26 protein-coding genes and 1 tRNA gene are annotated in these 26232 nt (G+C 68.0%); 11 read left to right on the top strand and 16 right to left on the bottom strand.

The window, feature by feature from the left end:
* Nucleotides 1-50: 50 nt before the first annotated feature.
* From pth to AC5P8Y_RS08225, 7 genes are all read right to left on the bottom strand, one after another.
* Nucleotides 51-629 carry an aminoacyl-tRNA hydrolase gene (pth, locus tag AC5P8Y_RS08255; protein ID WP_049395820.1) on the bottom strand — a complete coding sequence of 193 codons (579 nt, stop codon included), beginning with the start codon at nt 627-629 and terminating at the stop codon, nt 51-53.
* A gap of 48 nt (nt 630-677) precedes the next feature.
* Nucleotides 678-1295, bottom strand: a complete 618-nt coding sequence (locus AC5P8Y_RS08250; RefSeq protein WP_005408191.1) for a 50S ribosomal protein L25/general stress protein Ctc — start codon at nt 1293-1295, stop codon at nt 678-680.
* Nucleotides 1296-1404: 109 nt separating this feature from the next.
* Nucleotides 1405-2364, bottom strand: coding sequence for a ribose-phosphate diphosphokinase (locus tag AC5P8Y_RS08245; RefSeq protein WP_005415400.1), 960 nt, complete (start codon nt 2362-2364; stop codon nt 1405-1407).
* A 140-nt stretch (nt 2365-2504) separates the two neighbouring features.
* A tRNA-Gln gene (locus tag AC5P8Y_RS08240) sits at nt 2505-2581 on the bottom strand.
* Nucleotides 2582-2592: 11 nt separating this feature from the next.
* Complete coding sequence (gene ispE, locus AC5P8Y_RS08235) at nt 2593-3462, bottom strand: 4-(cytidine 5'-diphospho)-2-C-methyl-D-erythritol kinase (RefSeq protein ID WP_495201897.1); 870 nt, start codon at nt 3460-3462, stop codon at nt 2593-2595.
* Nucleotides 3459-4118 (bottom strand): lipoprotein insertase outer membrane protein LolB, encoded by a 660-nt coding sequence (lolB, locus tag AC5P8Y_RS08230; RefSeq protein WP_049404325.1) that lies wholly within the window; start codon nt 4116-4118, stop codon nt 3459-3461. Before lolB ends, ispE begins: the two co-directional genes overlap by 4 nt.
* Nucleotides 4115-5800 carry a tetratricopeptide repeat protein gene (locus AC5P8Y_RS08225; RefSeq protein ID WP_172798048.1) on the bottom strand — a complete coding sequence of 562 codons (1686 nt, stop codon included), beginning with the start codon at nt 5798-5800 and terminating at the stop codon, nt 4115-4117. Before AC5P8Y_RS08225 ends, lolB begins: the two co-directional genes overlap by 4 nt.
* Before the next feature lie 63 nt (nt 5801-5863).
* Here AC5P8Y_RS08225 and hemA point away from each other — a divergent pair, with 63 nt between their 5' ends.
* From hemA to ppk2, 4 genes are all read left to right on the top strand, one after another.
* Nucleotides 5864-7147 (top strand): glutamyl-tRNA reductase, encoded by a 1284-nt coding sequence (gene hemA / locus AC5P8Y_RS08220; RefSeq protein ID WP_049404323.1) that lies wholly within the window; start codon nt 5864-5866, stop codon nt 7145-7147.
* A complete protein-coding gene (gene prfA / locus AC5P8Y_RS08215; protein ID WP_024957328.1) occupies nt 7125-8207 on the top strand; it encodes a peptide chain release factor 1 in 1083 nt (360 codons plus the stop codon). The genes hemA and prfA overlap by 23 nt, the downstream gene beginning before the upstream one ends.
* Before the next feature lie 5 nt (nt 8208-8212).
* Nucleotides 8213-9925 (top strand): O-linked N-acetylglucosamine transferase, SPINDLY family protein, encoded by a 1713-nt coding sequence (locus AC5P8Y_RS08210; protein ID WP_049430277.1) that lies wholly within the window; start codon nt 8213-8215, stop codon nt 9923-9925.
* A 193-nt stretch (nt 9926-10118) separates the two neighbouring features.
* The gene (ppk2, locus tag AC5P8Y_RS08205; RefSeq protein WP_049404320.1) at nt 10119-10901 is read left to right on the top strand and encodes a polyphosphate kinase 2; all 783 of its coding nucleotides are present in this window, start codon (nt 10119-10121) and stop codon (nt 10899-10901) included.
* A gap of 279 nt (nt 10902-11180) precedes the next feature.
* On the opposite strand, the gene AC5P8Y_RS08200 is transcribed toward ppk2, so the two are convergent.
* Nucleotides 11181-11750 carry a TlpA family protein disulfide reductase gene (locus tag AC5P8Y_RS08200; RefSeq protein WP_495201896.1) on the bottom strand — a complete coding sequence of 190 codons (570 nt, stop codon included), beginning with the start codon at nt 11748-11750 and terminating at the stop codon, nt 11181-11183.
* Nucleotides 11747-13021, bottom strand: coding sequence for a YihY family inner membrane protein (locus tag AC5P8Y_RS08195; RefSeq protein WP_005408182.1), 1275 nt, complete (start codon nt 13019-13021; stop codon nt 11747-11749). The genes AC5P8Y_RS08200 and AC5P8Y_RS08195 overlap by 4 nt, the downstream gene beginning before the upstream one ends.
* Before the next feature lie 77 nt (nt 13022-13098).
* Here AC5P8Y_RS08195 and wrbA point away from each other — a divergent pair, with 77 nt between their 5' ends.
* The 3 genes from wrbA (at nt 13099) to AC5P8Y_RS08180 (ending at nt 14589) form a co-directional block, all read left to right on the top strand.
* On the top strand, nt 13099-13692 hold the full coding sequence (gene wrbA / locus AC5P8Y_RS08190) for an NAD(P)H:quinone oxidoreductase (protein ID WP_005408181.1): 594 nt from the start codon (nt 13099-13101) through the stop codon (nt 13690-13692).
* The gene (locus AC5P8Y_RS08185; RefSeq protein ID WP_005408180.1) at nt 13689-14024 is read left to right on the top strand and encodes a DUF2069 domain-containing protein; all 336 of its coding nucleotides are present in this window, start codon (nt 13689-13691) and stop codon (nt 14022-14024) included. Before wrbA ends, AC5P8Y_RS08185 begins: the two co-directional genes overlap by 4 nt.
* Nucleotides 14025-14103: 79 nt before the next feature.
* On the top strand, nt 14104-14589 hold the full coding sequence (locus AC5P8Y_RS08180; protein WP_010481766.1) for an asparaginase domain-containing protein: 486 nt from the start codon (nt 14104-14106) through the stop codon (nt 14587-14589).
* A 121-nt stretch (nt 14590-14710) separates the two neighbouring features.
* Here AC5P8Y_RS08180 and AC5P8Y_RS08175 read toward each other — a convergent pair whose 3' ends face one another.
* From AC5P8Y_RS08175 to sufT, 3 genes are all read right to left on the bottom strand, one after another.
* Nucleotides 14711-16453 carry a S8 family peptidase gene (locus AC5P8Y_RS08175; RefSeq protein WP_049402837.1) on the bottom strand — a complete coding sequence of 581 codons (1743 nt, stop codon included), beginning with the start codon at nt 16451-16453 and terminating at the stop codon, nt 14711-14713.
* 452 nt (nt 16454-16905) lie between these two features.
* Nucleotides 16906-18000 carry a branched-chain amino acid aminotransferase gene (locus AC5P8Y_RS08170; RefSeq protein ID WP_049402838.1) on the bottom strand — a complete coding sequence of 365 codons (1095 nt, stop codon included), beginning with the start codon at nt 17998-18000 and terminating at the stop codon, nt 16906-16908.
* Nucleotides 18001-18059: 59 nt separating this feature from the next.
* On the bottom strand, nt 18060-18611 hold the full coding sequence (gene sufT, locus AC5P8Y_RS08165) for a putative Fe-S cluster assembly protein SufT (protein WP_012479222.1): 552 nt from the start codon (nt 18609-18611) through the stop codon (nt 18060-18062).
* 122 nt (nt 18612-18733) lie between these two features.
* Here sufT and AC5P8Y_RS08160 point away from each other — a divergent pair, with 122 nt between their 5' ends.
* Nucleotides 18734-19153 carry a hypothetical protein gene (locus tag AC5P8Y_RS08160; protein ID WP_033834160.1) on the top strand — a complete coding sequence of 140 codons (420 nt, stop codon included), beginning with the start codon at nt 18734-18736 and terminating at the stop codon, nt 19151-19153.
* A 211-nt stretch (nt 19154-19364) separates the two neighbouring features.
* Here the strand turns inward: AC5P8Y_RS08160 and AC5P8Y_RS08155 are convergent, their stop codons facing one another.
* The gene (locus AC5P8Y_RS08155; protein ID WP_005408174.1) at nt 19365-20825 is read right to left on the bottom strand and encodes an NAD(P)(+) transhydrogenase (Re/Si-specific) subunit beta; all 1461 of its coding nucleotides are present in this window, start codon (nt 20823-20825) and stop codon (nt 19365-19367) included.
* The gene (locus tag AC5P8Y_RS08150; protein WP_033834162.1) at nt 20822-21142 is read right to left on the bottom strand and encodes an NAD(P) transhydrogenase subunit alpha part 2; all 321 of its coding nucleotides are present in this window, start codon (nt 21140-21142) and stop codon (nt 20822-20824) included. Before AC5P8Y_RS08150 ends, AC5P8Y_RS08155 begins: the two co-directional genes overlap by 4 nt.
* A gap of 98 nt (nt 21143-21240) precedes the next feature.
* Here AC5P8Y_RS08150 and AC5P8Y_RS08145 point away from each other — a divergent pair, with 98 nt between their 5' ends.
* Genes AC5P8Y_RS08145 through AC5P8Y_RS08135 form a run of 3 tightly spaced genes read left to right on the top strand, consistent with a single transcriptional unit; the run spans nt 21241 to nt 22613 of the window.
* Entirely contained in the window at nt 21241-21825 is a 585-nt protein-coding gene (locus AC5P8Y_RS08145) for an RNA polymerase sigma factor (protein ID WP_005408172.1), read from the top strand.
* The gene (locus AC5P8Y_RS08140) at nt 21822-22148 is read left to right on the top strand and encodes a hypothetical protein (RefSeq protein ID WP_033834163.1); all 327 of its coding nucleotides are present in this window, start codon (nt 21822-21824) and stop codon (nt 22146-22148) included. Before AC5P8Y_RS08145 ends, AC5P8Y_RS08140 begins: the two co-directional genes overlap by 4 nt.
* Before the next feature lie 3 nt (nt 22149-22151).
* Nucleotides 22152-22613: a DUF3106 domain-containing protein gene (locus AC5P8Y_RS08135; protein WP_012479217.1), complete on the top strand. Its 462-nt coding sequence runs from the start codon at nt 22152-22154 to the stop codon at nt 22611-22613.
* 121 nt (nt 22614-22734) lie between these two features.
* Here AC5P8Y_RS08135 and AC5P8Y_RS08130 read toward each other — a convergent pair whose 3' ends face one another.
* Together AC5P8Y_RS08130 and pacR are read right to left on the bottom strand one after the other, a co-directional pair.
* On the bottom strand, nt 22735-23814 hold the full coding sequence (locus AC5P8Y_RS08130) for an NAD(P) transhydrogenase subunit alpha (RefSeq protein ID WP_033834165.1): 1080 nt from the start codon (nt 23812-23814) through the stop codon (nt 22735-22737).
* A gap of 51 nt (nt 23815-23865) precedes the next feature.
* Nucleotides 23866-26187, bottom strand: a complete 2322-nt coding sequence (gene pacR, locus AC5P8Y_RS08125; RefSeq protein WP_033834166.1) for a PacR family protein — start codon at nt 26185-26187, stop codon at nt 23866-23868.
* Nucleotides 26188-26232: the final 45 nt, after the last annotated feature.

Here is a 26232-nt window from a genome sequence, read left to right as displayed (position 1 = left end):
ACCTAGCGGATTGGATGGTTCCACACCGACCAACGGTCGGTACCTACCGCTTATTTCGGGGTGTGCAGCCGCTTCATCGCTTCGCTGAAATCGCCCTGTACCGCCAGCGGCAGCACGTCGATCGCATCGTCGATGGCGCGTGCGATCAGCACGTCGTCCTCCTTGGACGGGCGCCCCAGCACCCAACCCACTACGCGGTCCTTGTGGCCGGGATGGCCGATGCCCACGCGCAGGCGATGGAACTTGCCGTGGCCGAGCAGGCGGATGGTGTCGCGCAGGCCGTTCTGGCCGCCGTGGCCACCGTCGAACTTCAGCCGCGCCACGCCGGGCGCCAGGTCCAGTTCGTCGTGTGCGAGCAGGGTTTCTTCCGGTTCGATCTTCCAGAACCGCTGTGCGGCGGTGACCGACTTGCCGCTGAGGTTCATGAAGGTGGCGGGCTTGAGCAGCCACACCGTCTGCCCGGCGATCTCGACCTTGGCGGTCTCACCGAACAGCTTGCTGTCCACATTCCATCGCGCACCGGCTTTCTCCGCCAGGGCCTCAACGAAATGAAACCCGGCATTGTGCCGGGTCCGGGCGTGTTCCGATCCGGGATTGCCCAGACCGACGATCAGTCGCAGTCCTGCCATGGTTCCTTCCAGTACGGTGCCTGCCCGGAGGCAGGCACCGTAACGGTATTACTCGGCGGCAGCCGCTTCTTCGTCAGCCTCGTCGGCCTTGCCGGCCTTGGCGGTGACGATGGCGTCGTCGTGGTCCTTGCCCAGCGCCAGGGCCGGGATTTCCACGCCCTTCGGCAGCTTGATGTCGGACAGGTACACCACGTCACCGGCCTTCAGCTCGCCCAGGTCGACTTCGATCGACTCCGGCAGGTCCTTCGGCAGGCAGGTGATGGTCACTTCCTTCAGTTCGTGGGTGACCACGACGTCGGCAGCCTTGCCGGCCGGCGAGGTGTCTTCGTTGACGAAGTGCAGCGGGACCGAAGCGGTCAGGGCTTCGTTCTCGTTCACGCGCTGGAAGTCCAGGTGCATGATCAGCTGCTTGTACGGGTGGCGCTGCATGTCACGCAGCAGGACCTTCTGCACCTGGCCATCCAGGTTCAGGTCCAGGATCGAGGCATAGAACCACTCGTTCTGCTGGGCCAGCCAGATTTCGTTGTGGTCCAGGCTGATGGCGACCGGCTCGGCGTTGCCGCCGTACACGATGGCCGGGATCACACCGGCGTGACGCAGGCGGCGGCTCGCACCCTTACGCTGCAGTTCACGCTTGGTGACCTTGATTTCATGGGTCTTCGACATTTTCGACTACTCAGGTTGTTGCCGCGCCCCGCGGCGTGGCGGTTGAAGATGCTTCCGCGACCAGAAGCATCCGGGTATGCCCCCGCCGTTGCCGGCAGGGGCGAAAAACTCAGTCGACGTACAGCGAGCTGACCGACTCGCCGAAGGCGATGCGGCGCATCGTTTCGGCCAGCATTTCCGCCACGCTCAGCTGGCGGATCTTGCTGCACACCCGCGCCGCGTCCTTCAGCGGGATGGTGTCGGTCACCACCAGCTCGTCGAGCTGGGAATTGGTGATGTTGTCCACCGCCGGGCCCGACAGCACCGCGTGGGTGCAGTAGGCGGCGACCTTGAGCGCACCGCGCGCCTTCAGGGCAGCGGCAGCGGCGCACAGGGTGCCGGCGGTGTCGACGATGTCATCGACCATCACGCAGGTCTTGCCTTCGACGTCACCGATGATGTTCATCACGGTGGAGACGTTGGCGCGCGGGCGGCGCTTGTCGATGATCGCCAGGTCGGCGTCATCCAGGCGCTTGGCCACGGCACGGGCGCGGACCACGCCGCCCACGTCCGGCGACACGACGATCAGGTTCTCGGTGCCGTAGGCGCGCCAGATGTCGGCCAGCAGCAGCGGGGACGCATACACGTTGTCCACCGGAATATCGAAGAAGCCCTGGATCTGGTCGGCGTGCAGGTCGACGGTCAGCACGCGATCAGCGCCAGCGGTGCTGAACATCTTCGCCGCCAGCTTGGCGGTGATCGGCACGCGCGAGGAACGCATGCGGCGATCCTGGCGCGAGTAACCGAAGTACGGCACCACGGCGGTCACGCTGGCTACCGATGCGCGCTTGAGCGCGTCGATCAGCACCAGCAGTTCCATGAGGTTTTCCGCGCTCGGCGCGCAGGTCGGCTGGATCACGAACACGTCCTGCTTGCGGACGTTCTCTTCGATTTCCACCTGCACTTCACCATCGGAGAAGTGCGAGACCAGCGCCTTGCCCGGGCGAACCCCCAGTTCCTTGCAGATGTTCTGCGCCAGACGTTTGTTGGCGTTGCCGGAAAAGACCAGCAGGTTCGGGGACTCTTGCATCATGATTGTCTCGGGCGGGGACGAGTGGCGGGGATCCGGAGTCGGCAAGGACCCCGATGGACCCTTGCTGCTGACAACACCGCGGTTGTTTCCACGTCCCGCGCGGGCGATGCGCTGGAAGGCGCGGACACAGCCGCTATTGGCAGGGGCGGTAGGATTCGAACCTACGAATGCCAGGATCAAAACCTGGTGCCTTGGGCCTCTTGGCGACGCCCCTGCATTGATAAATCAGTGTTGCTCGAGTGCATCCAGCAGTGGCGAACGCGCAACGCCCGCTGCCACCCTTGCCCGCAACTCCTTCGGCAACTTCGACCGTCCCTGCTCTGCGGCAGACTGCGATGCGAACTCGACGAAACAACCACTTCCCGAACCGGTCAGCCGCGCCGTGCCGATATTGCTCAACGCGGCGAACGCTGCCTCGACGGCAGGCTCACGGCGGCGCAGCACCGGTTCGAACGCGTTCCCGACCAGGGTCCCGGAAGCGAAGTCCTCTATTTTCGCCACTGGGCTGCCGCGCGTCAAATCCGGGTCTGCGAACAGAGCCGGGGTGGGAACATGAACACCCGGTTCAACCACCACATACCAGGCCGGCTCCAGCACGATCGGCTGCAGGCGCTCACCCACCCCTTCGGCCCAGGCATTGCGCCCGCGCACGAACACCGGCACGTCAGCGCCCAGGCGCAGGCCCAGCGCAGCAAGCGCGTCCTCATCCAGACCGGCACGCCAGAGCCGGTTCAGCACCACCAGTACGGTAGCCGCGTCGGACGAACCGCCGCCAAAGCCACCGCCTGCAGGAACGTGTTTTTCGACGATGATGTCTGCGCCTTGCACGATATTGGCCACATCTTTCAGAAGCCGCGCGGCGCGGACCGCCAAGTCATCCGCCTCGGCCACGCCAGCCAGCCCCTCGCCCTGCCGGCGCACCTGGCCGTCTTCACGCAGGCGCAGACCGATGCGATCGCCCCAGTCCAGCAGGCGGAACACGGTCTGCAGCTCGTGGTAGCCATCGGCACGGCGGCCGTTGATGTGCAGGAACAGGTTCAGCTTGGCCGGGGCCGGCCACCAGGACCAGCCCTTATCATCGCGCCCTGCACTCATGGGGTGCCCTGCCCCCATTGGTCGACCAGCAGGCGCACCTTGGCGTCGCCATTGCCGGCCTCGATCCGGCGCGGCAGCGCCGGGCGCCCGGCCTCGGCCGGGTACCAGTCCAGGTACTGCACCTGCCAGCCCATCTGCTGCATGCGACGCGGCCGGCCTTCACCATCACGCTCGACCTTCTCCGGACCGGCCGCATCACCGGCCACCAGGCCACGGATCCACGCCGGCAGCTGGTTGACCGGGATGTCCCAGCCGGTCGCCTCCAGCAGCAGTTGCTGGGCGTCTTCGCCGTCACGCGGCCCGCCGGCCAGTCCTTCCAGGCGACCGGCTTCGGAATGGGTATCGCCGGTCAGCTTCCAGCTCTGTCGGGTCACCGGCGCGCTCAGCTCAACCACATAGCGGCGTCCTTCCTGCTTCCAGTCGATGCGTCCGCTGCCGCCGTCCTTGCCCTTGCTGACCGCGACCCGGCCCTGGAAAGTCCAGTCCAGCTGTGCCTGCAGCGCGGCCACGCGCGCCGCCTCGGCCTGCGCCGCCTCGGCCGAAACAACCTCGACCACCGCCGGCGCCGGGGTCTTCTGCGTGCCCACGCTGGTACAGGCGGTCAACGCCAGGGCCGCAGTTGCCAACAGCAGCGGCCGGATCAGGGAAACACTCATGGATTGAATTTCTCGCGGGCGCGCAGCAGCGCGCGGTTTTCGGGGTCGAGCTTGGCCGCTTCGTCGAAGAAATGGCGGGCCTCGTCATGCTTGCCCAGCACCCACAACACTTCGCCGACATGGGCGGCGATCTCGGGGTCCTTGGCCAGGGTCCAGGCACGGCGCAGCTGCACCAGTGCTTCTTCCTTGCGGCCCAGGCGGTACAGCACCCAGCCATAGCTGTCGACGATGGCAGCGTTGTCCGGTTCGGCTACGCGGGCGCGGTCGATCAGCTCCAGCGCTTCCTGCAGGCGACCGGTGCGATCGGCCAGGGTGTAACCCAGCGCGTTCAATGCCGGCACGTTCTCCGGGTCGGTCACCAGGATCTTGCGCAGGTCGGCCTCGGCGCGCGGGATCTCGTCGCGGCGTTCCCAGGTGAGCGCACGGGCGTACAGCAGGCCGTTGTCATCCGGGTAGGCGGCCAGGCCGCGGGCCAGCGCATCCAGCTCCCCGGCACTGTCGTCAGCACGCTGGCGCAGTTCGGCCTCCAGCAGGTAGGCATCGCGGCGCACATCGTCGTCGACCACCGCATCGGACTGGATCGCGTGCACTTCATCCAATGCCTGCGGCAGGCGCCCGGCCAGGGCCTGGGCGTTGGCCGCGCGCAGGCGCGCCTCGCTCAGTTCATCGCCACCGGGCACGCTGTGGTACCACTGCACCGCCTCGGGATAACGCTTCAGGTATTCGGCGATCTTGCCCAGCAGCAGGCGCTGCGCCGGGTCCGGCTTGGCCGCCTGCCGCGACAGTTCGTTGTAGAGGTTGGACAGCGCCGCCTTGTCGCCCTGCTTGGCCAGCAGCGAGGCGCGCATGCCCCAGGTCTGCACGTCCTGCGGGCCGAACGCCAGCACGCGCTCGGCGGCGGACGGCTGGCCGAGGCTGTCGTAGGCGATGGCCACTGCATTGCGCAGTTCCGGGTCCTGTCGGGTCTTCGGCTCCACATCGTGCAGCAGCGACAGCGCCTTGCCGGTCTCCCCGGCCTGCTGCAGCTGGCTGGCGCGCAGCAGCGCCACACGCGGTTCCTCGGGGAAGCGCTTGACCACTTCATCGATCATGCGCCGCGCCAGCTCGGGCTTGTCCATGCGCAGGGCAAGGCGTCCGAACTCCTGCCACGCCTCGATCTTCGGCGGAATGGCGTTGGCGTCGACCAGCTCGCCCAGCACCTGCGCCGGCACTGCCGGGTCGCGGCCGCCGCCGATCAGGGCGGCCAGGGCGAACTTCCAGCCACGTTCATCCGGGTCGGCCAGCAAGGCCTGCAGATCGCCACGCGCTGCCTTCACATCGCCCTGGCGCATGGCCAGCGCGGCAGCGGCACTGCGCATGGTCAACGAGCTGGGCGCGCGCTGCTGCCACAGGGCCAGGCCCTTGGCGGCGCTGGCGTCATCGTTGGCGAGCATGGAAATGCGGGTCGCGCGCTCGGCCAGGCCGGCGTCGCCGTCGGTCTGCTGGGCGGCCTGCAGGTACCAGCGGGCCGCCTCGGCCAGCTTGCCGGCCTGCAGCGCGAACTCACCGGCCATCACCGGTTCCAGCGCCAGTTCCTCAGTGGCCGGGGCCCGTACGGGGGCCTTGGCCGGCACCGCCGCCAGGGCCTGGCTGCAGGCCAGGGACAGCAGCAGAACACTGGGGATGCGAATCAATGCGGGCATCGTCGGCATCGGGGCCTTAAAATGTCGTCCAATGGCCAGCAGCTTATCGCAAGCAACTGAACAATGACCCTGTGGGTGCTCGGACTGAATCACCAGACCGCACCGGTGGAGCTGCGCGAGCGCGCGGCCTTCGCCGGTGAGGCGTTGCCGCGCGCGCTCGGTTCGCTGCGCGATACTCCGCAGATCGCCGAGGCGGTGCTGCTGTCCACCTGCAACCGCACCGAGCTGTATGCCGTGGCCGACTCGGCACAGGCACTGGACCAATGGCTGCAGGCCCAGGCCGGCGACCTGCAGGGCTACCTGTACCAGCATGCCGATGCAGAAGCCGTACGCCACCTGTTCCGGGTCGCCACCGGCCTGGACTCGATGGTGCTGGGCGAACCGCAGATCCTCGGCCAGGTGAAGGACGCATGGTCGACCGCGCGTGACCACGGCCTGCTCGGCCAGCGCCTGGACCGCCTGTTCCAGCAGACCTTCTCGGTGGCCAAGCGTGCGCGCACCGATACCCAGGTCGGCGCCAACCCGATATCGGTGGCGTCGGCGGCGGTGCGCCTGGCGCAGAACGCGTTCGCGCGGCTGGACGATTCCACCGTGCTGCTGGTCGGTGCCGGCGAGACCATCGAACTGGCTGCACGGCACCTGAGCGAAGGCAAGGTACGCCGGCTGCTGATCGCCAACCGCACCCTCGCCCACGCGCAGGAACTTGCCAGCCGCCATGGTGGCGTAGCCCTGCCGCTGACCGAACTGGACCGCCATCTGGGCGAGGCCGACGTGGTGTTCTCGGCCACCGCTGCGCGCGAACCGGTGATCCACCGCGAGATGGTGGCCAAGGCCCTGCGCGCGCGCCGGCACAAGCCGATGCTGCTGTTCGACCTGGCCGTGCCGCGTGACATCGAGGCGGAGGTCGGCACGCTCAACGACGCCTTTCTCTACACCGTCGACGACCTGGAGCGCGCGGTGGAAGACAACCGCCGCGGACGCCGCGAGGCGGCCGCCGAGGCCGAGGCGATCATCGACCTTCAGGTATCGCGTTTTATCGAGACCCAGCAGGCCAGCGCCCACCAGGCGCCGCTACGACAGCTGCGTGCGTTCGGCGAGGCTACCCGCACTGAACTGCTGGAACGCGCGCGCCAGCAGCTGGCCAACGGCAAGCCGGCCGACGAAGTGCTGGAACTGCTGGCCCACGGCCTGACCAATCGATTGCTGCATCCTCCTACCGCTGCCCTGCGCGCTGCCGCACTGAGCGGCGATGCCGACCTGACCCGCGCCGCCGAGCGCCTGTTCCCGGCTACGCCGGGTTACCGCCACCCACCCGTGAGACCCGATGACGCCGACCCTGCGCCGTAAGCTGGAAGCGCTGGCCGAGCGCCGCGAAGAACTGGAACGCCTGCTCGCCGAACCCGACGTGGTCGCCGACAACACCCGTTTCCGCGACCTTTCGCGCGAATTCGCCCAACTTGAACCGGTTGCCACTGCACTGGCCGATGAAGCACGTGCCAAGGCCGATCTGGCCGCCGCCGAAGGCATGCGCGCCGACCCCGACCTGCGCGAGCTGGCCGACGAGGAAATCGCCGCCGCGCAGGCGCGCCTGCTGGAACTGGAGCAGGAGCTGGCGTTGCTGCTGGTACCGCGCGACCCGCGCGACGAAGGCAACCTGTTCCTGGAAGTGCGCGCGGGTACCGGCGGCGATGAAGCGGCGATCTTTGCCGGCGACCTGTTCCGCATGTACGCCCGCTATGCCGAGCGCCAGGGCTGGAAGGTCGAGATCGAATCGGACAATCCCGGCGAGCACGGTGGCTACAAGGAAGTGGTGGCACGGGTGGTCGGCCGTGGTGCGTTCTCGCGCCTGAAGTTCGAATCGGGCACGCACCGTGTGCAGCGCGTGCCGGCCACCGAATCACAGGGCCGCATCCATACCTCGGCGGCCACAGTGGCAATCATCCCGGAGGCCGACGAAGTCGATGACATCGTCATCAACCCGGCCGACCTGAAGGTGGATACGTTCCGCTCCTCCGGCGCCGGTGGCCAGCACGTCAACAAGACCGAGTCGGCGATCCGCATCACCCACGTACCGACCGGCGTGGTGGTGGAATGCCAGACCGAACGCAGCCAGCACGCCAACCGCGACAAGGCGATGAAGCGCCTGAAAGCACAGCTGCTCGACGCCGAGCGCCAACGCCAGGACGCGGCGCAGGCCGAGTCGAGGCGCCTGCAGGTCGGCAGTGGTGATCGCAGCCAGCGCATCCGCACCTACAACTTCCCGCAGGGGCGCATCACCGATCACCGCGTGGAGGGTCTGACCCTGTACGACCTGCCCAACATCCTGGCCGGCGACCTCGATCCGCTGCTGCAGCGGCTCAGCCACGAACACCAGGTCGACGCCCTGGCCCAGCTGTCGGCAGGCTGAGCACGATGTCGGCCTGGCAGCAGCGACAGCAACTGCAGCAAGCGATCGCCCGCCAGCCCGACGACTTCGTCGCCTGGGTGATGCTGGCCGACGTGGAACTGGAAGCCGGCGACATCGCTGCCGGCGAACAGGCCGCGCGACGTGCGCTGCAGCTGCGCCCGAATCACCCCGAAGCGCTGGCACGGCTGGGCCGCGTGGCGTGGATGGCCGGTGCACATGGCGATGCGGCCAAGCTGCTCGGCCAGGCCTCGGCATTGGCACCGCAGCATCCCGGCATTGCGCTGTGGCTGGGCCATGCACTGGAAGATGCCGATGATGCCGAAGGCGCGTCGGCGGCCTATCGACGCGCGCATGGGCTGATGCCGGCCGAGCCGTACATCGCCGCCCAGCGCCTGGCCTGGCAGCGTCGCCTGTGCGATTGGCAGGACCTGGACACGCTGGCGGCACAGGTGCGCGCCGCCGTTGCCAGCGGCCAGGGCGTGGTCGAGCCGTTCGCCTTCCTCAGCGAGGACGCCAGCGCTGCCGAACAGTTGGCCTGCGCGCACACCCGTGCGCTGGCCGTGGCTGCCTCGGTGCGGCCATTGCCGCCGGCAACGGTGTGCCCGCACGGCCCGCTGCGCGTCGGCTTCCTCTCCAATGGGTTCGGCGCACATCCGACCGGATTGCTGACCGTGGCGCTGTTCGAGCAGCTGCGTCGCGACCCCGCACTGCAACTGCATCTGTTCGCGCTGAACCGCGACGACGGCAGCCGCATTCGCCAGCGCCTGCAGGCAGCCGCGCAGCTGCATGATGTGGCTGGCCTGCGACACACCGATACCGCCGCACGCATCCGCGCACAGGGCATCGACCTGCTGTTCGACCTGCGCGGCTGGGGCGGTGGCGGCACGCCGGAAGTGTTGGCGATGCGCCCTGCCCCGCTGCAATTGAACTGGCTGGCCTATCCGGGCACGTCGGGGGCGCCGTGGATGGACGCGGTGGTCGGCGATGCCTTCGCCCTGCCGCCGGCACTGGAGCCGTGCTACAGCGAACGCGTGCTGCGCCTGCCACGAGCCTTCCAGCCGTCAGACAATACGCGCGTGCTGGAGCCTGCGCCGACCCGTGCGGACTGCGGCCTGCCCGCGCAGGGCGTGGTGTTCTGCTGTTTCAACAACAGCTACAAGCTCAACCCGCGCAGCATGGGCCGTGCCTTCGCAGTGCTGCAGGCAGTGCCCGGCAGCGTACTGTGGCTGCTGTCCGGACCGGGCCAGGCCGACGCCCGCCTGCGCACTGCCGCGCAGGCTGCCGGCCTGGACCCGGCGCGCCTGGTGTTCATGGCCAAGCTGCCGCATCCGCAGTACCTGGCCCGTTACCCGCTGGCCGACCTGTTCCTCGACACGCATCCGTACAACGCGCACACCACCGCGTCCGACGCACTATGGGCCGGCTGCCCGGTGCTGACCTGCCCGGGTGACACCTTCGCCGCGCGCGTGGCCGGCAGCCTCAACCACCATCTGGGAATGGCACGGATGAATGTCGCCGACGATGCGGCGTTCATCACCACCGCCAGCACGCTGGGCAACGACCCTGCAGCACTGGCGGCGTTGCGCGCTGAACTGGCACAGGCGCGCGAGCGCAGCGGGCTGTTCGACATGGGCGGGTTTGCCCGCGATCTGTCGGCGTTGGTGCAGCAGCTGGCGCGCGAACACGGCTGGCTGGGAACAACCGAACCGACTGGGTAATGTCGGCTGAGTAATGTCGGCTGGGTAACGTCCATTGGATGACGTCGACTGGGTAGAGTCGACTGCCCTCGGCAGGAAGCCGAAAACCCCGCGCTGCGCGCGATAGTCGACTGACCGTCGACTCTACCCGGCGTCGACGTCGCCTGGGCAGCCCCTGCGCTACGCTCGGGCTTCCTCCCCGCGTGGTGTGACGATGGCCAAGCTCAAGCGCAAGGACTACGACGAACTGCTGCTGCCGCTGCAGCTGGAACTGACCGCCATGGCGCGCTGGGTGCAGCACAGCGGACAGCGCCTGCTGGTGCTGTTCGAAGGCCGTGATACCGCAGGTAAAGGCGGCGCGATCCAGGCCATCAGCCAGCACCTCAACCCGCGCCAGTGCCGGGTGGTCGCGCTGCCCAAGCCCACCGACCGCGAAGCCACGCAGTGGTACTTCCAGCGCTACGCCTCGCACTTGCCCGCCGCCGGCGAGATCGTGCTGATGGACCGCAGCTGGTACAACCGCGCAGGCGTCGAACGGGTGATGGGCTACTGCAGCGAGACCGAGTACCAGAAGTTCCTGCGCCAGGCGCCAGTGTTCGAAGAGCTGCTGGTGGACGACGGCATCCTGCTGTTCAAGTACTGGCTGTGCGTGGACCAGGAGCAGCAGGAGAAGCGCTTCGCCGAGCGCCATCTCGATCCGCTGAAGGGCTGGAAGCTCTCCCCGGTGGACCTGAAATCCCGCAGCAAGTACAGCGCCTACACCGAGGCGCGCGAGGCGATGCTGCGCGCGACCCATCGCGAGGCGGCACCGTGGACACTGGTGGATTTCAACGACCAGCGGCTCGGCCGGCTGACGCTGGTGCGCAACCTGCTGGACCGGCTGCCGGACACGCGCGTGGATGCGCCGTTGCCGGAGCTGCCGAAGCTGAAGGGCAAGCTGCATCGCGAGCACTACGATGTGCTGAAGCCGATCGAGGACTTCCCGGTCGAGGATTAGGGTGGGTCGGCAGGGCCTGCGGCCCTGCACCTGCAGGGGCCAGAGCAACGGCAACAGCAACAGCAACGGCGGGCTTCCTGAGGGATGGCGGGGCGGGTCCGGGTGCGGGGGGCGCTGCAAGTACGTCCATGTAAGCTCGGTCGCCGCATCCATGCGGCTCACGCCCCCGCACCCGGACCCACCCCGCCACAACACGGAAATCGCACTTTGGCTGTTGCTGTTGCCGTTGCTTGAATGTTTCGGCGGGTGCAGGGCCACAGGCCCTGCCGCCCAACCCCATTACTTGGCAGCAGCGATCTGCTTTTCGATGTCGGCGGCCGTCACCGGGCCGAGGAAGGTGTGCGCCAGCTTGCCCTGTGGATCCACCAGGTGCGTCAGCGGCAGGCCGCGCGGCGTGGCGAAATCGGCCGGCGGATCGAACGGGTCCACGATCACGATCGGATAGGTGACCGGATGCTTGGTCAGGAACGACTGCATTTCCGGCACTTCGATGTCCTCATAGGCCAGGCCGACCACTTCGATGTTGCTGCGCATCGCATGCAGCGCCGACAACTCCGGCATCTCCTTGCGGCACGGGGCACACCAGGTCGCCCAGAAGTTCACCACCACCCACTTGCCGCGGTGCGCGGCCAGGTCGTAGTCGCTGCCATCCACCGCCTTCATCTTCAGCGTCGGGAACTCGGCGGTGGTGCGCTCGGCCGGGGTTTCCTCGACCGGTGCCGGTGCGGTCGGCGTCGGTGCCTGCGCCGGCGGTTGGCTGCTGGCCGGCGTCGGCTCCTGGGCCGGCTTGCAGGCCGACAGTGCCAGCAGCAGGGCCAGCGGGAGCAGCAACGGGGTCTTGCGGGTCATGGCATGTCTCCAGAGTCGGTATAGATATCGCTGACCTTGCGCTTCAGGCGTTCACGCAGGGGCAGTCGCAGATCATCCAGCGCCGCCAATGCGGCACGGCCCAGGCTGTCGTCGCGATACGGCAGATGCTGCTCGGCTACCGGAATGCGCAACTGGGTACATTCGTAAAGATCGGCAAGGCTGACCTGGTCCAGGTCGCGCGAGAGCAGCCATTCGCCGCGTTCATCGCGGCGCAGCAGGCCGATCTCCTGCAGGTTGCAGGCCAGGTCCTGCAGCAGCGAATCGGTCAGCATCGGCTCCAGCCGCAGGATTTCATCGTCGGCCAGGCCCTTGCCCTTGGCACGGGCGTGGTGGAAGCGGCCGAGCAGGCGCAGCAGGCCATAGAACTCGTAGCCCTGCGGCAGGCGCAGTTCCACCGGCTGGTAGCGGAAGGCCGCCATCGACGAAGACAACGATGCGCCCAGCAGCACCGCCACCCAGCACAGGTAGATCCACAGCAGCAGGATCGGCACGAAGGCCACCGTGCCATACAGCTTCTGGTAGGACTGGAAGCTGCCCAGGTAGGCGCCGATACCCCACTTCACCAGCTCCAGGATCACCGCGGCCAGAATGGCGCCAGGCACTGCATGCCGCCACTTCACCGTGTGGTGCGGCACCACCCGGAACATCAGCGTGATGCAGACGAACTCGATCAGGATCGGCGCCAGCCGCAGTGCCAGTTCGGCCAGCCAGCGGCCCTCCTGGGTGCCGAACAGCGGCATCGCGAACACCCGCGCCGACACCGCCAGCGAAGCCGCCGCGAGCATCGCGCCCAGCGTCAGTACAGTCCAGTAGACCAGGAAGCGGGTCAGCTTGGGCCGGGTCGAGCCGACCCGCCAGATCTGGTTGAAGGTTTCTTCAACACTGTTGAGCGTGATCAGCAGCGACACCACCAGCGCGATGAAGCCGGCGGCGGTGAGCTGACCGGCACTGGCCGAGAACTGCCGCAGGTAGCCCTCGGCCGCGCGCGCGGCATTGGGCACGAAGTTGGAGAAGACGTAATCGCTGAGCTGGTCGCTCCAGCGGTCGAAGACGGGGAAGGCCGACAGCACGCCGAACACCACGATCGCCAGCGGTACCAGCGCGAACACCGTGGTGTAGGCCAGCGCCGCCGCTGCCTGGAACAGGCGGTCGTCGAGGAAGCGATGCCACAGGAAGCGGCCGAAACTGATGGCCCGTGCGCGATCCCGCGCGCGCTCCATCCACAGGTTGAGCGTATCCAAAGGTTCCATCGGTGGAAGGGTACCCGATGCGGAATGCTGGCAGGATAGCCATACTGGCGACCACACGACGAGGAGAAGCGGGCACGATGGGCGAGATTCTGGTGCTGTACTACAGCCGGGGCGGTTCGGTGGCACGGCTGGCGCGCCAGATCGCGCGGGGCATTGGCGAAGTGCCGGGCATGAGCGCGCGCCTGCGCACGGTGCCGCCAGTGGCCGCCGTGACCCAGACCGCGCAGCCGCCGGTACCCGACGACGGCGCCCCCTATGTGAGCGTGCAGGACCTGGTGGAATGCCAGGGCCTGCTGCTCGGCAGCCCGACCCGCTTCGGCAACATGGCAGCCCCGGTCAAGCACTTCCTGGATGGACTGGGCGCCGAATGGGTCAATGGCACCCTGTCCGGCAAGCCGGCCGGCGTGTTCACCTCCACCGCCTCGATGCACGGCGGGCAGGAATCGACCCTGCTGTCGATGCAGGTGCCGCTGCTGCACCATGGCTGCGTGATCGTCGGCATCCCGTTCACCGAACCGGCGTTGAGCCACACCACCAGCGGCGGCACGCCCTATGGCGCCAGCCACGTGGCCGGTGCCGCCGATGACCCGCAGCCGACCGACGACGAGGCCGTGCTGGCCCGCGCGCTGGGCCGCCGGGTGGCCGACATCGCGCAGCGGTTGGCCCGATGAGCCGCCCGCCGCGCACGGTCCTGCTGCTGGCCCTGATGGGGCTGGCCGCGCTGTTCGCCGGCTGGTTCATCAATGACAAGCACTGGCTGGCCACCCAGCTGGTGTTCACCGCGCCGCCGCTGGCGCTGGCCTTTGCGCTGCGCCTGGGCTGGCGCAAGGCCGGGTTCTGGGCCTCGGTGCTGGCGCTGGGCTGGTTCAGCCACGGCGTGATGAGCGCCTGGAGCCACCCGGAGACGCGCTGGCTGGCGCTGATCGAAATCGCCCTGGCCTTGCTGGTGATCTTCAGCGCCAGCCTGCCGGGGCTGCGCGCCCGCTTCGGCAAGCGACGCTGACGCTGCGCCCGCCGGGCCGTATCATCTGTGTCCCTGGCCCCGCGCCGCTGTACCTGTCCTGGTTTCGCGCATGCACATGATGGAAGAGCTCCTGGTCGTCACCACCGGTGGCACGATCGACAAGATCTACTTCGACGACAAGTCGGACTACCAGATCGGCGACCCCCAGATCGGCATGATCCTGCGCGAGCTGGGCGTGACGTTCCGCTTCAACGTGATTCCGATCCTGCGCAAGGATTCGCTGCACATCAACGATGAAGACCGCGAACTGATCCGCGCCACCATCGCCGCGCAGCCGACCCGCCACGTGCTGGTGACCCACGGCACCGACTCGATGGTGCAGACCGGCAAGGTGCTGGCGACGATCCCGGACAAGACCATCGTGATGACCGGCGCGCTCAGCCCGGCGCGGTTCCGTGGGTCGGATGCGGAGTTCAACATCGGCTGCGCGATCGGTGCGGTGCAGTCGCTGCCGAGCGGCGTATACATCGCCATGAACGGTCGTATCTTCGATCCGCAGCACGTGCGCAAGAACGTGGCCGCGAACCGCTTCGAGTCGGTCTGAGGAACAGCGTGCCGACCAAGGTCGGCACCCACCAAAGCGCTGCCCCTGCAAAGCCGGCACCTGCCCAAAGAGAAAACGCCCCGGCCTGAGCCGGGGCGTGCCCATGGAGAGGGGCTTGGGCTCAGTACTGGGCGTTGAGGGTCAGGCCCGAGAAGGTGCTGTAGGCCTTCACCCGCACATACCAGGTGCCAGCGGCAGGACTGTTGATGGTGCAGGTCTCGCTGTTGCCGCTCAGGTACGGACGGCAGGTGTAGGTGGTATCGGTCGGGGCACTGCCCTGGCGCACATACAGGTCGGCATCACCGCTGCCGCCACTGATCGCGACGCGCAGCTGGGTGCTGCCGGCCGGAACAGCCACGGTGTAGTTCAGCTCGGCACCGGTCGCAGCGCCCAGGCCGGTCACCGGCACGTTGTTCTGCAGCACGTTGCCACCCGGGTTCGGGTTGCCGCCACCGTTGATCGCCGCGGCCACGGCGGCATTGGCGTCGATGATGCCGGCGCCGCAACCACCCGAGCAGGCGCCCGGCAGCGGACGTGCCGTGCTCTTGATGATGCTCTCGACCTGCGCCGGGCTCAGCGGGCTCGGAGCGACCGACTGCATCAGCGCGACCACGCCGGCCACGTGCGGCGCTGCCATCGAGGTGCCATTGTACGACGCGTAGGTCGCGCTGCCCGGCGTGGTGGTGCCGGTGTTGAGGGTGGACAGGATGCTCTGGCCCGGTGCCGAGATGTCGATGCCGGTACCGTAGTTGGAGAAGCTGGCACGTGCACCGGCCGAGGTGGTCGCCGCCACCGCGATCACGTTCGGGCAGTTGGCCGGCACCGACGAGGACACGTTGGTGTTGCTGTTGCCGGCGGCGACCACCACGGTGGTGCCACGGCCGACCGCGCCGTTGATCGCGTTCTGGTAGGTGGTCGAGCAGCTGCCACCGCCGCCCAGCGAGAGGTTGATGACTTCGGCCGGATTGGCGTTGGCCGGTACGCCGCTGACGGTGCCACCGGACGCCCACACGATCGCATCGGCGATGTCGGAGGTGTAGCCGCCGCACTTGCCGAGCACGCGCACCGGCACGACCTTGGCATTGAACGCGGTACCTGCCACGCCGGTACTGTTGTTGGTCACCGCCGCCACGGTGCCGGCAACGTGGGTGCCGTGCCAGCTGGAGTTGGAGGCCGGGATGCCCGCGCCACACTCGTTGGCGCCGTACCAGTCGCCTTCGTCGTTCGGATTGTTGTCGCGGCCGCCGCCATCACGCGCCATCGCGGCGTCGCTGATGAAGTCATAGCCCGGCAGGATGTTGGCGTTGAGATCGGCATGGTTGGTGATGCCGGTATCGATCACGGCCACCACCACGCCGGTGCCGGTGGCCTTGTCCCAGGCCGGCCGGATGTTGATGCCGGCATTTGAGGTGCCGAAGCCCCATTGCTCGCTGAAGCGGGTGTCGTTCGGGGTCAGCGTCGCGCGCATGATCTGGTCGACTTCGACGTATTCCACGTTCGGGTCGGCGGCCAGCTTGCGCATCAGCAGTTCGGATTCGGCCTGGTCGAGCGGACGGTCGGTCTTGACCAGGGTCGGGCCGACGGCCAGCTTGCGGACCTGCTGCAGGCCCAGCGCGCGGCCCTGGCTGCTGGCCAGGCCGGCGGCGGCCGTCTTCAGCGACGAAGCCAGCGCAGTAGTGTTGGCCACGGCGGCGCTGCCGTCGCGGTACTTGACGATGAAGCGCTGGTGCGTCGGCGCGGACTGCAGGCCGCTGAGCTGGACATCACCGGCCAGCGCAGGCGTGGCCAGCAGCAGCGATGACAGAACGGACGCACCAAGGACCACCCACACTCGACGCACACGCGGTTGCGTTACCTGGGACATCGTATTTCCCTTTCTTGTGGTGTGAATGCCGGAATCGGCAGAAGCACCGGCCCGAACCCTGGGCTGGCTTGCATTGGCGAGGTTCGAAGTCCGGTGAGTCAGCGGATCCCCCTAACGATCCGCCGTGCACATGACGCTAATGGCCGAAACCGGACACCACAAGATTTTCAGCGTCTTTTCAGCAAGATGAAATGTTCGTTCTGAGACTTTTTGGGTCGAGGGTTTGTGAAGGTGAAGGAACTTTCTCGTGTCCTGCACAGACCTGACTGGGTCGTCACGTGTCCTGGAATGACTTTGCCGACATCGGCGTCCACCGATCCGGGGTCAGATCCCTTTTTCACGCGGAAAGGGATCTGACTCCTTGGCCCGAAACGCAGAAAGCCCGTCGCGGGGACGGGCTTTCCAGAAGCGCAGCCGGGCGCGGGCCCGGCTCTACGATTCGATGTGGCCGATCAGCCCAGCTTGACCAGCCAGTTGTGGCGGTCCGGCAGGCGGCCGTACTGGATATCGGTCAGTTCCTTGCGCAGCGACATGGTCACTTCGCCGGCCGGGGCGTTGATGTCGCCCACCGAGAAGCCCTCGCCCTTCAGCTGGCCGATCGGGGTCACCACCGCCGCGGTGCCGCAGGCGAACACTTCGCTGATCGCGCCGGAGGCCACGCCGTCCTTCCACTCGTCGATGCTGACCTTGCGCTCCTCCACCTTCATGCCGCGGTCGCGGGCCAGCTGCAGGATGCTCTCGCGGGTGATGCCCTCGAGGATGCTGCCCGACAGTTCCGGGGTCACCAGCGTGCCGTCCCTGTAGACCAGGAACACGTTCATGCCACCCAGTTCTTCCAGGTACTTGCCTTCGACCGGGTCGAGGAACAGCACCTGCGAGCAGCCCTGCGCCTGCGCCTTCTGCTGCGGCAGCAGCGACGCCGCATAGTTGCCACCGCACTTGGCGGCACCGGTGCCGCCCTTGGCCGCACGCGCGTATTCGGTGGACAGCCAGATCGACACCGGGGCAACGCCCTTGGCGAAGTACGGGCCGGCCGGGCTGGCGATGACGTAGTAGCCGGCCTTGTGCGCGCCGCGCACGCCGAGGAAGGCTTCGTCGCCGATCATGAACGGACGGAAGTACAGGCTGGACTCATCGGCCGACGGCACCCAGTCACTGTCGACCGCGATCAGCTGCTTCAGCGATTCGACGAAGATCTCCACCGGCAGTTCCGGCAGCGCCAGGCGCTGCGCCGAACGCTGCAGGCGACGGCCGTTGGCATCCGGACGGAAAGTCCAGATCGAGCCATCGGCATGGCGGTAGGCCTTGATGCCTTCGAAGATTTCCTGGCCGTAGTGCAGCACCGCCGCGGCCGGATCCAGCTGCAACGGGCCGTAGGCACGCACGTTGGCGTTGTGCCAGCCGGCATCCTTGTCCCAGCGCACTTCCACCATGTGATCGGTGAAGTGCAGGCCGAAGCCCGGCTTCTCCAGGATCTTGGCGCGCTCTTCAGCGCTGCGCGGGTGGTCCGAACGGGTAACGGCGAAGCTGGGGATGGACTGGGACACCGGAGGATTCCTGTTCTGGTTGCGGGTAGTGCCGGGCCCGCGTCACTGCGGGCCCTGGGTCAAAGCATGCCGGTCTCGAGCCGGGCCGCCTCGGACATCATGTGCTGGTTCCACGGCGGGTCGAACACCAGGTCGACGTCGGCCTCGGCCACCGTCGGGATCATTTCAAGCTTGCTGCGCACGTCGTCGACCAGGATGTCGCCCATCCCACAGCCCGGTGCGGTCAGGGTCATCTTCACGTCGATCTCGCGCTGGCCTTCGTCCAGGTGCTTGATCTCGACCTCGTAGACCAGGCCCAGTTCGACGATGTTCACCGGAATTTCCGGGTCGAAGCAGGTGCGCAGCTGCTGCCACACCAGCTGTTCCACCTGTTCATCAGTGGCGTCGGCCGGCAGTTCCAGCGGTGCCGGTGCCTCCTTGCCGATGGCGTCGCCGTCCTTGCCGGCGATGCGGAACAGGTTGCCCTCGACGAACACCGAATAACTGCCGCCCAGCGCCTGGGTGATGTACCCATAGCTGCCGGCGGGCAGGGTCACGGTATCGCCCTGCGGGACCATCACGGCCTCGCAATCGCGCTCGAAGTGGACAGGTTCGCTGCTACGGGAATACATGGGGACCGATATGGGGCCGTGGCCGGGGCCACGCAAGACGGCATTCTAGCCCAGCCGCTCCGGCACCGCCGGTGCACCGCCGCAAACCACAGTATCCTGTGGGTGATCTTCAGGGAGCTTCGATGTCCTCCAATGCCGCGCGTGCCAGGACCGTGACCTGGCTTTGGCCCATCATGCTGCTGCTGGGCCTGGTTGTTGCTCCCCTTGCCTGGATGGTGCTGGCGCTGATGACCGGCCGGCAGGTCGGCTGGATGGCGGTACTGACCGCCCTGGAACTGGTGTTCATGCTGCGCATGGGTACGCTCGGCCCGGGCCGGCTGCGCATCGTGCTGGTCGTGGTGGGCACCCTGCTGGTGGCCGCCGTGGCCAACTGGACCATCGCCAGCGCCTGGATGGGCGGCTCGATCGGGCTGGACCTGTGGGACGCCACGATGCGGATGGGCCCGCGCCTGGCCTGGACCCTGATCACCCTGGCCAATGGCGCGGTGGAGTGGCTGTGGCTGGCCGTGGCCGTGGCCGTAGGCGCCTGGCTGGCGCGCTGAGCGCGCCGGTTGCCACGCCCGCCGGGGACATGCAGGTAGATCCACGGATGCGTGGATGGGATGGTAGTGCCGGCCGCTGGCCGGCAAACGCGTGCGGACCAGGGCCCGCACCTACCCGATGCAGCGGCCACACGCGGATGCGGTAGTGCCGGCCGCTGGCCGGCAAAGGGGTCAGAGCCCATTCCTGCGGAAAGGGATCCGCCCCCGGTCCTCAATGCCCGCCGTCGAGCGCCTTCAACTCGCTGACCAGCGAGGCTGCCGCTTCGGCACCGTCGCCATACAGCATGCGGGTGTTGTCGGCGTAGAACAGCGCATTCTCGATGCCCGCGAAGCCCGTGCCCTTGCCGCGCTTGATCACCACCACGTTGCGCGCATTGACCACGTCCAGCACAGGCATGCCGTAGATCGGGCTGGCCGGATCGGTTCGTGCGACCGGATTGACCACGTCGTTGGCGCCGATCACCAGCACCACGTCGGTGTTGGCGAACTCCGGGTTGATGTCGTCCATGTCCGCGATCAGGTCGTAGGGCACGCCCGCTTCGGCCAGCAGCACGTTCATGTGCCCCGGCATGCGCCCCGCCACCGGGTGGATCGCGAACTTCACCTTGACCCCGCGCTGGCCCAGCCGCTGCGCCAGTTCCCATATCTTGTGCTGCGCCTGCGCCACGGCCATGCCGTAGCCGGGCACGATCACCACGCGCTCGGCGAAGGCCATCATCGCGGCGACGTCAGCCGCTTCGATCGGCTTCTGCGAGCCGCTGATCGCCTGCGCTTCGCCACCAGCACCACCGCCGAAGTTGGAGAACAGCACGTTGCGGATCGGCCGGTTCATCGCCTTGGCCATCAGCCGGGTCAGCAGGATGCCCGCCGCGCCGACCATCATGCCGGCGATGATCAATGCTTCGTTGCCCAGCACGTAACCTTCGAACGACACCGCCAGGCCGGTGAACGCGTTGTACAGCGAGATCACCACCGGCATGTCGGCGCCACCGATCGGCAGCGTCATCAGCACGCCCAGCGCCAGCGCAAGTACGAAGAAGGCAACGATCGCCCAAGTGCTGAGCGTGCTGGCGGCGATGATCGCCAGTACCACCACCGCCAGCGCCACGAGCAGGTTCATCACCTGCTGGCCCGGCCAGGTCACGCGCTTGTCCAGGCGTCCATCCAGCTTGGCCCAGGCGATCACCGAGCCGGACAGCGACACCGCGCCGATCGCTGCGCCGACCACCGCCAGCAGCAGCACCGTGCCCGACGGCTGGCGCGCGGCCAGATCGGCCAGCGCCTGTGCGCTCCAGTGGCTGGTATCGCGGTTGGCAAGGAAGGCGTAGCGCAGCAGCTCCACCGCGCCGATCGCCGCCGCCGATCCACCGCCCATGCCGTTGTACAGCGCCACCATCTGCGGCATGTCGGTGATGGCAACCTTGCCGGCCGACCACCAGGCCAGGCCCGCGCCGAGCAGCAGCGCCACCAGGATCAGCGGCACGTTGTGCAGTTCGGGAAGCAAGAAAGTGGCCGCCGTGGCCAGCAGCATGCCCAGCCCGGCCCAGCGGATGCCGCTGCGCGCGGTCAGTGGCGAGGCCATGCGCTGCAGGCCCAGCAGGAACAGCGTGGCGGCGACGAGGTAGCTGGCCTTGACCAGCCAGTCGAGCAGTTCGACGGTGCTGATGTTCAAGCCTGCGGCTCCTTCGGCTCGTCCTTGCCGGCCTTGGGCGCGCTCGGCTTGAACATTTCCAGCATGCGCGCGGTGACCACGTAGCCACCGGCGGCATTGCCGGCACCCAGCACCACGGCGAGGAAGCCCAGGGCCTTCTCCAACGGTGTCTGTGCGTGCCCCAGCACCACCATCGCGCCGATCAGCACGATGCCGTGGATGAAATTGGAGCCCGACATCAGCGGGGTATGCAGGATTACCGGCACCCGCGAAATGATCACGTGGCCGGCGATGGCGGCCAGCATGAAGATGTACAGCGCTACGAACCCGTCACTCACTGGCAACGCTCCCGCTCTGTCTTCGTCGGCCCATCATAACCATGGGCTGAACCCGGCGTGCACCCGGCGTCAACCGAAGCGGCGCTCACGCGTTGTCGATGGTGACCCCGAGCGAGGAACCGTACCCTGTGCTGGTGAGCAGCCCCGTCCCCCCGAGCGCCGAGACCGATGCCCTGCCGGCATCGCTGGAAGCGTTCCTGGCCAGTGTTGGCCCGCGTGCGTTCCGCTTCGCCGAGGCCGGCCTGCGCCAGCGCGAAGACGCCATGGACGCGGTGCAGGACGCGCTGCTGCGCATGCTGGACTACGCCGACAAGCCGGCAGCCGAATGGGCGCCGCTGTTCTGGAGCATCCTGCGCCGGCGCGTGATCGACGTGCAGCGCCGGCGCCGCTTCCGCCTGCCGTTCTGGCGCGACAACCAGGACGCGGAAGGCGGCGAGATCGACTGGGCCGATCCCGGCCCGGACCCGGCACAGGCGCACGAACAGCGCCAGCAGTACCAGCAGCTGGTGGACGCGTTGCGCCGCCTGCCCGCCCGCCAGCGCGAGGCCTTCACCCTGCGCGTGCTGCAGGACCTGGACGGGGCCACCACCGCCCGCGCCATGGGCTGCAGCGAAGGCGCGGTAAAAACCCATCTGGCACGCGCCCGGCAGGCGCTGCAGGACTACCTGGAGATCCACCCGTGAACCGCTCCCTGCCTTCCGATGACACCCTGCGCAGCCTGCACGCGCAGTCGCTGCACGCGCTGTCGCCGGCCACACTGGCACGCCTGCGCCAGGCCCGACACGGCGCCAGCGCGACCCGGCACGGGCGCCTGCGCTGGTGGCTGGCCAGCGCCTGTTCACTGGTGGTGGCGCTGGGTATCGGCCTGCAGCTCACTGGCCATGGCACGCTGACGGGCCCCGCGCCGGCACCTGTGCTGGCCTCGGTGGAAGACAACAGCGCGCTCTACGACGAAAATCCCGATCTGTACCTGTGGCTGGGCGATACCGACCTGGCGATGGAGTGAATCATGTCCCGACTGCACACCCTGCCCCTGCTGATGACCCTGTTGCTGCTGCCGGCCCTCCCGGCGCTGGCGCAGAGCGCCGCCCCCGCCCCTGCGGCACGCCCTGCGCCGGCCACGCCGCTGCCGGCCTGGGAACAGTTGAGCGAAGCGCAGCGGGAATCGCTGCTGGCGCCACTGCGCGACCGCTGGAACAGCGCCGATGCCGGCCAGCGCCAGCGCATGCTCTCGCATGGCCAGCGCTGGCAGACGATGAGCCCGGAGGAGCGCGACAAGGCCCGCCGTGGCCTGCGCCGCTTCGAGCACATGAGCCCGGAACAGCGTGAGCAGGCCCGGGCCCTGTTCGGCCAGATGCGGGAACTGCCGCCCGCGCAGCGCGATGCACTGCGCGAGCGCTGGTCGCAGATGACGCCGGAACAACGCAAGGACTGGGTGCGCGACAACCCACCGCCGGCGAAGCCGCGCTGAAACGCCGCGGGGAACGGGGTCAGAGCCCTTTGCTGAGGCAAAGGGATCCCCCCCCTGGCAGATTCCTGGAACCAGGGTCAGATCCCTTTGCCAGAGGCAAAGGGATCTGACCCCATGTCGTTCATGCCTGCCAGCGTGTCTTCGCCAGCAGCTCGTCGTCCCAGTCGAACGCCAGCTGCCCCTCGCGCACGAACAGCGCGACGAAGTTGAGCAGGTTGCGCGCATACATCTCGCTGGCCTGGGTCGCGCCGCGGCTGGCCAAGCCCAGCGGGCCGTCGATGGTCACGCCCTGATGCTCGATGCACTGCCCCGGTTGGGTCAGTGCGCAGTTGCCGCCGCTCTCGGCAGCCAGGTCCACGATCACGCTGCCGGTGGCCATGCCTTCCACCATCGCGGCAGTCACGATCGTCGGCGCCGGTCGCCCCGGTACCGCTGCGGTGCAGATCACCACATCCACGCTGCGCAGGTGGTCGGCCAGGCGGCGCTGCTGCTCGGCACGCTCTTCATCGGTCAACGCGCGCGCGTACCCGCCTTCGCCCGCCGCGCTCACCCCCAGGTCGAGGAAGCGCGCGCCCAGCGACTGGATCTGCTCGCGGGTTTCCGGACGCACGTCGAAACCTTCCACCTGTGCACCGAGACGCCGGGCAGTGGCAATGGCCTGCAGCCCCGCCACGCCGGCACCGATCACCAGCACCTTGGCCGGACGCACGGTGCCGGCAGCGGTGGTCAACATCGGGAAGAACCGTGGTGCGCGTTCGGCGGCGATCAGCGCGGCCTTGTAACCGGCCATGCCGGCCTGCGAACTGAGCACGTCCATCGCCTGCGCACGGGTGGTGCGCGGCAGCTGCTGCAGCGGGAACAGGTGCAGGCGGTCATCGGCAGCCAGTGCCGTCAGGCCCGGATCACTGGCCGGGGTCAACAGGCCAACCACGGTGGCACCCGGCTTGAGCTGTTCAAGCACCGCCGCCGGCGGCGCCTGCACGCACAACAGGATGTCGATTTCGGCCCAGCGGCCGGCGTCGAATGCGCGGGCACCGGCATCGTCATAGGCTGCATCGGTGAAACCTGCGGCCAGACCGGCACCGGCCTCGTACCAGACGGTAATGCCGAGGGCGCCGAGCTTGCGCGCGGTTTCCGGCGTCAGCGCCACGCGCCGTTCGCCCGGCGCGGTCTCCTTGATCCCCAGCAACGCCACGGCCATGCAGGTCCCCGCTGATCGGTGAGTTTTCCCGATCCTAGCAGGCGGCTCCACTCAGTGCAGCGTGGCGCTGCCCGGGTCCAGCCGATCGATCACACCCTGCATCGCGCTGTCGAACGCACCGTCATCCACATGGGCGCGCAGACGTCCCAGCCGCACCATCACCGCCAGTTCTTCCGGCGAGGCCACGCAGAAGCGCACGCCGCGACGGTTGACGAACAGCAGTCGCGAGGAAATCGGGCTGACCCAGGACAGCTTGCCGGCCTGCACCTTGCCGTCCTTGTCGACGAAGTCCAGCCAGTTGCCGATCTCCATGCGACGGAAGCGATCGGCGTCGGCATTGTCGAAATCATCGGCATCGATCTGCCCGCCCAGCTCGACCGCCGGCGATTCGGCCACCGGCGGGGCCGGTAGTGCCACCTGCGGCAGTTCCGGCAGCGCGCGTTGCAGTTCCGGCCGCGATTCGGCAATGCCCTGCAGGGTGTCATGCAGGGCATCGATGGCGCCGGTGGCGGCGTCGCCATGCACGCCCACGCTGGCGAACACCTTGGCCAGCACCGGCTGCCAGGCCTGCAGCCACGGCTTGCCGACAATCTGGCGGCGGGCCTCGGCAACTTCCTCCAGCAGCCCGTCGCCCAGGCTCAGCGCTTCGGCCACCGATGCGCCCTCCTCGCCCTCGCGCAGCAGCGCCAGGGTCAGGTGGTGCTGCCATGGCTGGCGCAGGAATTCAGCGATGGCCGGCGGCAGGGTGGCATCACCAATGCGGCGGTCCAGCTCGGCACCGGCACGGGTACGGGCCATTTCCAGCTTTTCCTGGCCACGCTGCGTTTCGGCGGCGCGACGCTCGGCGATTTCCACGCGGCGACGATGCTGCACGAGGAACTCGCGGAATTCTTCTTCCAGGGTCAGGAAGATCGCCAGGTTCTCGTTGAACTCGGCGACCAGGCGCTCGATGATCTCCTCGACCTTGGCCATCAGCATGCGCTCGGCCTGGCTTTCGCCGGTGTTGCCTTCGCAGGCCTCGGCCAGCGAGTTGAGCAGCTTGCGCGCCGGATGGGTCTTCTGCACGAACATGCGGCGGTCGAGCATGGCGACCTTGACGAACGGCACCACCAGGCGGCCGATCAACTCGCGGGAGCGGCCTTCCAGTTCGCGCTCGTCCAGCATCACGTCGAACAGCATGCCCACCAGGTCGATCGCATCCTCGTCCTGCGGGTCCAGCCGGGTCTGGCCCGGGTCGACACCGAGACGGGTGGCGCTGGACAGCACTTCGCTCTTCAACCGCTGCGCGAGTGATTCGCCGTCCTCGCCGATCGCTGCACGCAGGGTCGCACTGGGCGTGGCCTGCAGCAGCGACAGCACCGACATCATCTCGCGCTGGCTGAGCGGACGCTGCTGGCCGATCGCCACCTGTGCGGCCGACGTCGCGTCCTCGCGCACGTGGCGGGTCTGCTGCAGCAGTTCGTGCAGCGCCTCCAGCAGCATGCCCTGCTGGCCCGCATGGGCCTCGGCGGTGCCGCTGCCTTCGGCGCCCAGGTGCTGCTGCATGTGGCCACGCCGCTCGGACCAGCGTGCGGCAAAGCGCTGCGCCCAGGCCGGCGCGGCCTGCTCGTCATCACCGAATTCGCCGTCCAGGCCCGAGCCCGGGCGCTGCTCCACCAGGTCATCCAGGCCCGAGGCCATGCGCGGGTCGGGCGCGGCCGACGGTGGACGCCGCGGCGCCCCCATCTGCGACATCACCCCGGCCGCGGCCAGTTGCTCGTCCAGCTTCTCGTAGATGCGACCCACCGGCGCGCGCAGGTCACGCTCGCACAGCTTGATCAGCACCAGGTGCACTTCCGGGGCCAGTTCACAGCCGGCAAAGGCTTCGTGGATGGCCACGCCCAGGTGTTCGGGGCTGATGGGATTATGGTCGGCATCCAGTTCGGCGCCACCGACCAGACGGCCCAGGCGACGGTCGAGCCGCGCCAGCACCGGCTTGAAGTCACGCAGCAGCACCGTAGCGAAATTGCGCACCGCCAGCCGCGACTCCAGCACGTGCTCGGCCAGCAGGCTCAAGCCATCCTCGGCTGGGCCGGACAGCGTCGATTCGGCCGACATGGGCTCACCACTGGCCAGCGCATCCCAAGCCCGCTGCAGGTGGCCAGAGAAGGCACCGGCAATGTCCTCGCGGCGGCGGCGCAGTTCGCGCATCGCATCCAGGAACAGCAGCTGCGACGAACCGGCATTGCCGGCCCGGTCGAACAGGGCATCGTCGAAGCGCGCCAGTGCCGCGCCAAAGGCCTGGCACAGCGCGGGCAGGACCATGTCCCGGGCACGCTGGAGCTGGGCCGGGTCACGGCCCGGCGATCCCATCGGTGTGGGCGCGCTCATCATTCGGGAAGGCTCCCCACCTTCTCTGGTACGACAGACAACGTGGAC

It is taken from the genome of Stenotrophomonas sp. YJH_SMC_12-1, assembly GCF_059370935.1.
This window is presented reverse-complemented; position numbering and strand designations above follow the sequence as displayed.

Bases quoted from the DNA above. Each gene is read 5' to 3' on its own strand.
- pth (WP_049395820.1), bottom strand. From the start codon at position 629: ATGGCAGGACTGCGACTGATCGTCGGTCTGGGCAATCCCGGATCGGAA.
- AC5P8Y_RS08250 (WP_005408191.1), bottom strand. From the start codon at position 1,295: ATGTCGAAGACCCATGAAATCAAGGTCACCAAGCGTGAACTGCAGCGT.
- AC5P8Y_RS08245 (WP_005415400.1), bottom strand. From the start codon at position 2,364: ATGCAAGAGTCCCCGAACCTGCTGGTCTTTTCCGGCAACGCCAACAAA.
- ispE (WP_495201897.1), bottom strand. From the start codon at position 3,462: ATGAGTGCAGGGCGCGATGATAAGGGCTGGTCCTGGTGGCCGGCCCCG.
- lolB (WP_049404325.1), bottom strand. From the start codon at position 4,118: ATGAGTGTTTCCCTGATCCGGCCGCTGCTGTTGGCAACTGCGGCCCTG.
- AC5P8Y_RS08225 (WP_172798048.1), bottom strand. From the start codon at position 5,800: ATGCCCGCATTGATTCGCATCCCCAGTGTTCTGCTGCTGTCCCTGGCC.
- hemA (WP_049404323.1), top strand. From the start codon at position 5,864: ATGACCCTGTGGGTGCTCGGACTGAATCACCAGACCGCACCGGTGGAG.
- prfA (WP_024957328.1), top strand. From the start codon at position 7,125: ATGACGCCGACCCTGCGCCGTAAGCTGGAAGCGCTGGCCGAGCGCCGC.
- AC5P8Y_RS08210 (WP_049430277.1), top strand. From the start codon at position 8,213: ATGTCGGCCTGGCAGCAGCGACAGCAACTGCAGCAAGCGATCGCCCGC.
- ppk2 (WP_049404320.1), top strand. From the start codon at position 10,119: ATGGCCAAGCTCAAGCGCAAGGACTACGACGAACTGCTGCTGCCGCTG.
- AC5P8Y_RS08200 (WP_495201896.1), bottom strand. From the start codon at position 11,750: ATGACCCGCAAGACCCCGTTGCTGCTCCCGCTGGCCCTGCTGCTGGCA.
- AC5P8Y_RS08195 (WP_005408182.1), bottom strand. From the start codon at position 13,021: ATGGAACCTTTGGATACGCTCAACCTGTGGATGGAGCGCGCGCGGGAT.
- wrbA (WP_005408181.1), top strand. From the start codon at position 13,099: ATGGGCGAGATTCTGGTGCTGTACTACAGCCGGGGCGGTTCGGTGGCA.
- AC5P8Y_RS08185 (WP_005408180.1), top strand. From the start codon at position 13,689: ATGAGCCGCCCGCCGCGCACGGTCCTGCTGCTGGCCCTGATGGGGCTG.
- AC5P8Y_RS08180 (WP_010481766.1), top strand. From the start codon at position 14,104: ATGGAAGAGCTCCTGGTCGTCACCACCGGTGGCACGATCGACAAGATC.
- AC5P8Y_RS08175 (WP_049402837.1), bottom strand. From the start codon at position 16,453: ATGTCCCAGGTAACGCAACCGCGTGTGCGTCGAGTGTGGGTGGTCCTT.
- sufT (WP_012479222.1), bottom strand. From the start codon at position 18,611: ATGTATTCCCGTAGCAGCGAACCTGTCCACTTCGAGCGCGATTGCGAG.
- AC5P8Y_RS08160 (WP_033834160.1), top strand. From the start codon at position 18,734: ATGTCCTCCAATGCCGCGCGTGCCAGGACCGTGACCTGGCTTTGGCCC.
- AC5P8Y_RS08145 (WP_005408172.1), top strand. From the start codon at position 21,241: ATGGTGACCCCGAGCGAGGAACCGTACCCTGTGCTGGTGAGCAGCCCC.
- AC5P8Y_RS08135 (WP_012479217.1), top strand. From the start codon at position 22,152: ATGTCCCGACTGCACACCCTGCCCCTGCTGATGACCCTGTTGCTGCTG.
- AC5P8Y_RS08130 (WP_033834165.1), bottom strand. From the start codon at position 23,814: ATGGCCGTGGCGTTGCTGGGGATCAAGGAGACCGCGCCGGGCGAACGG.
- pacR (WP_033834166.1), bottom strand. From the start codon at position 26,187: ATGATGAGCGCGCCCACACCGATGGGATCGCCGGGCCGTGACCCGGCC.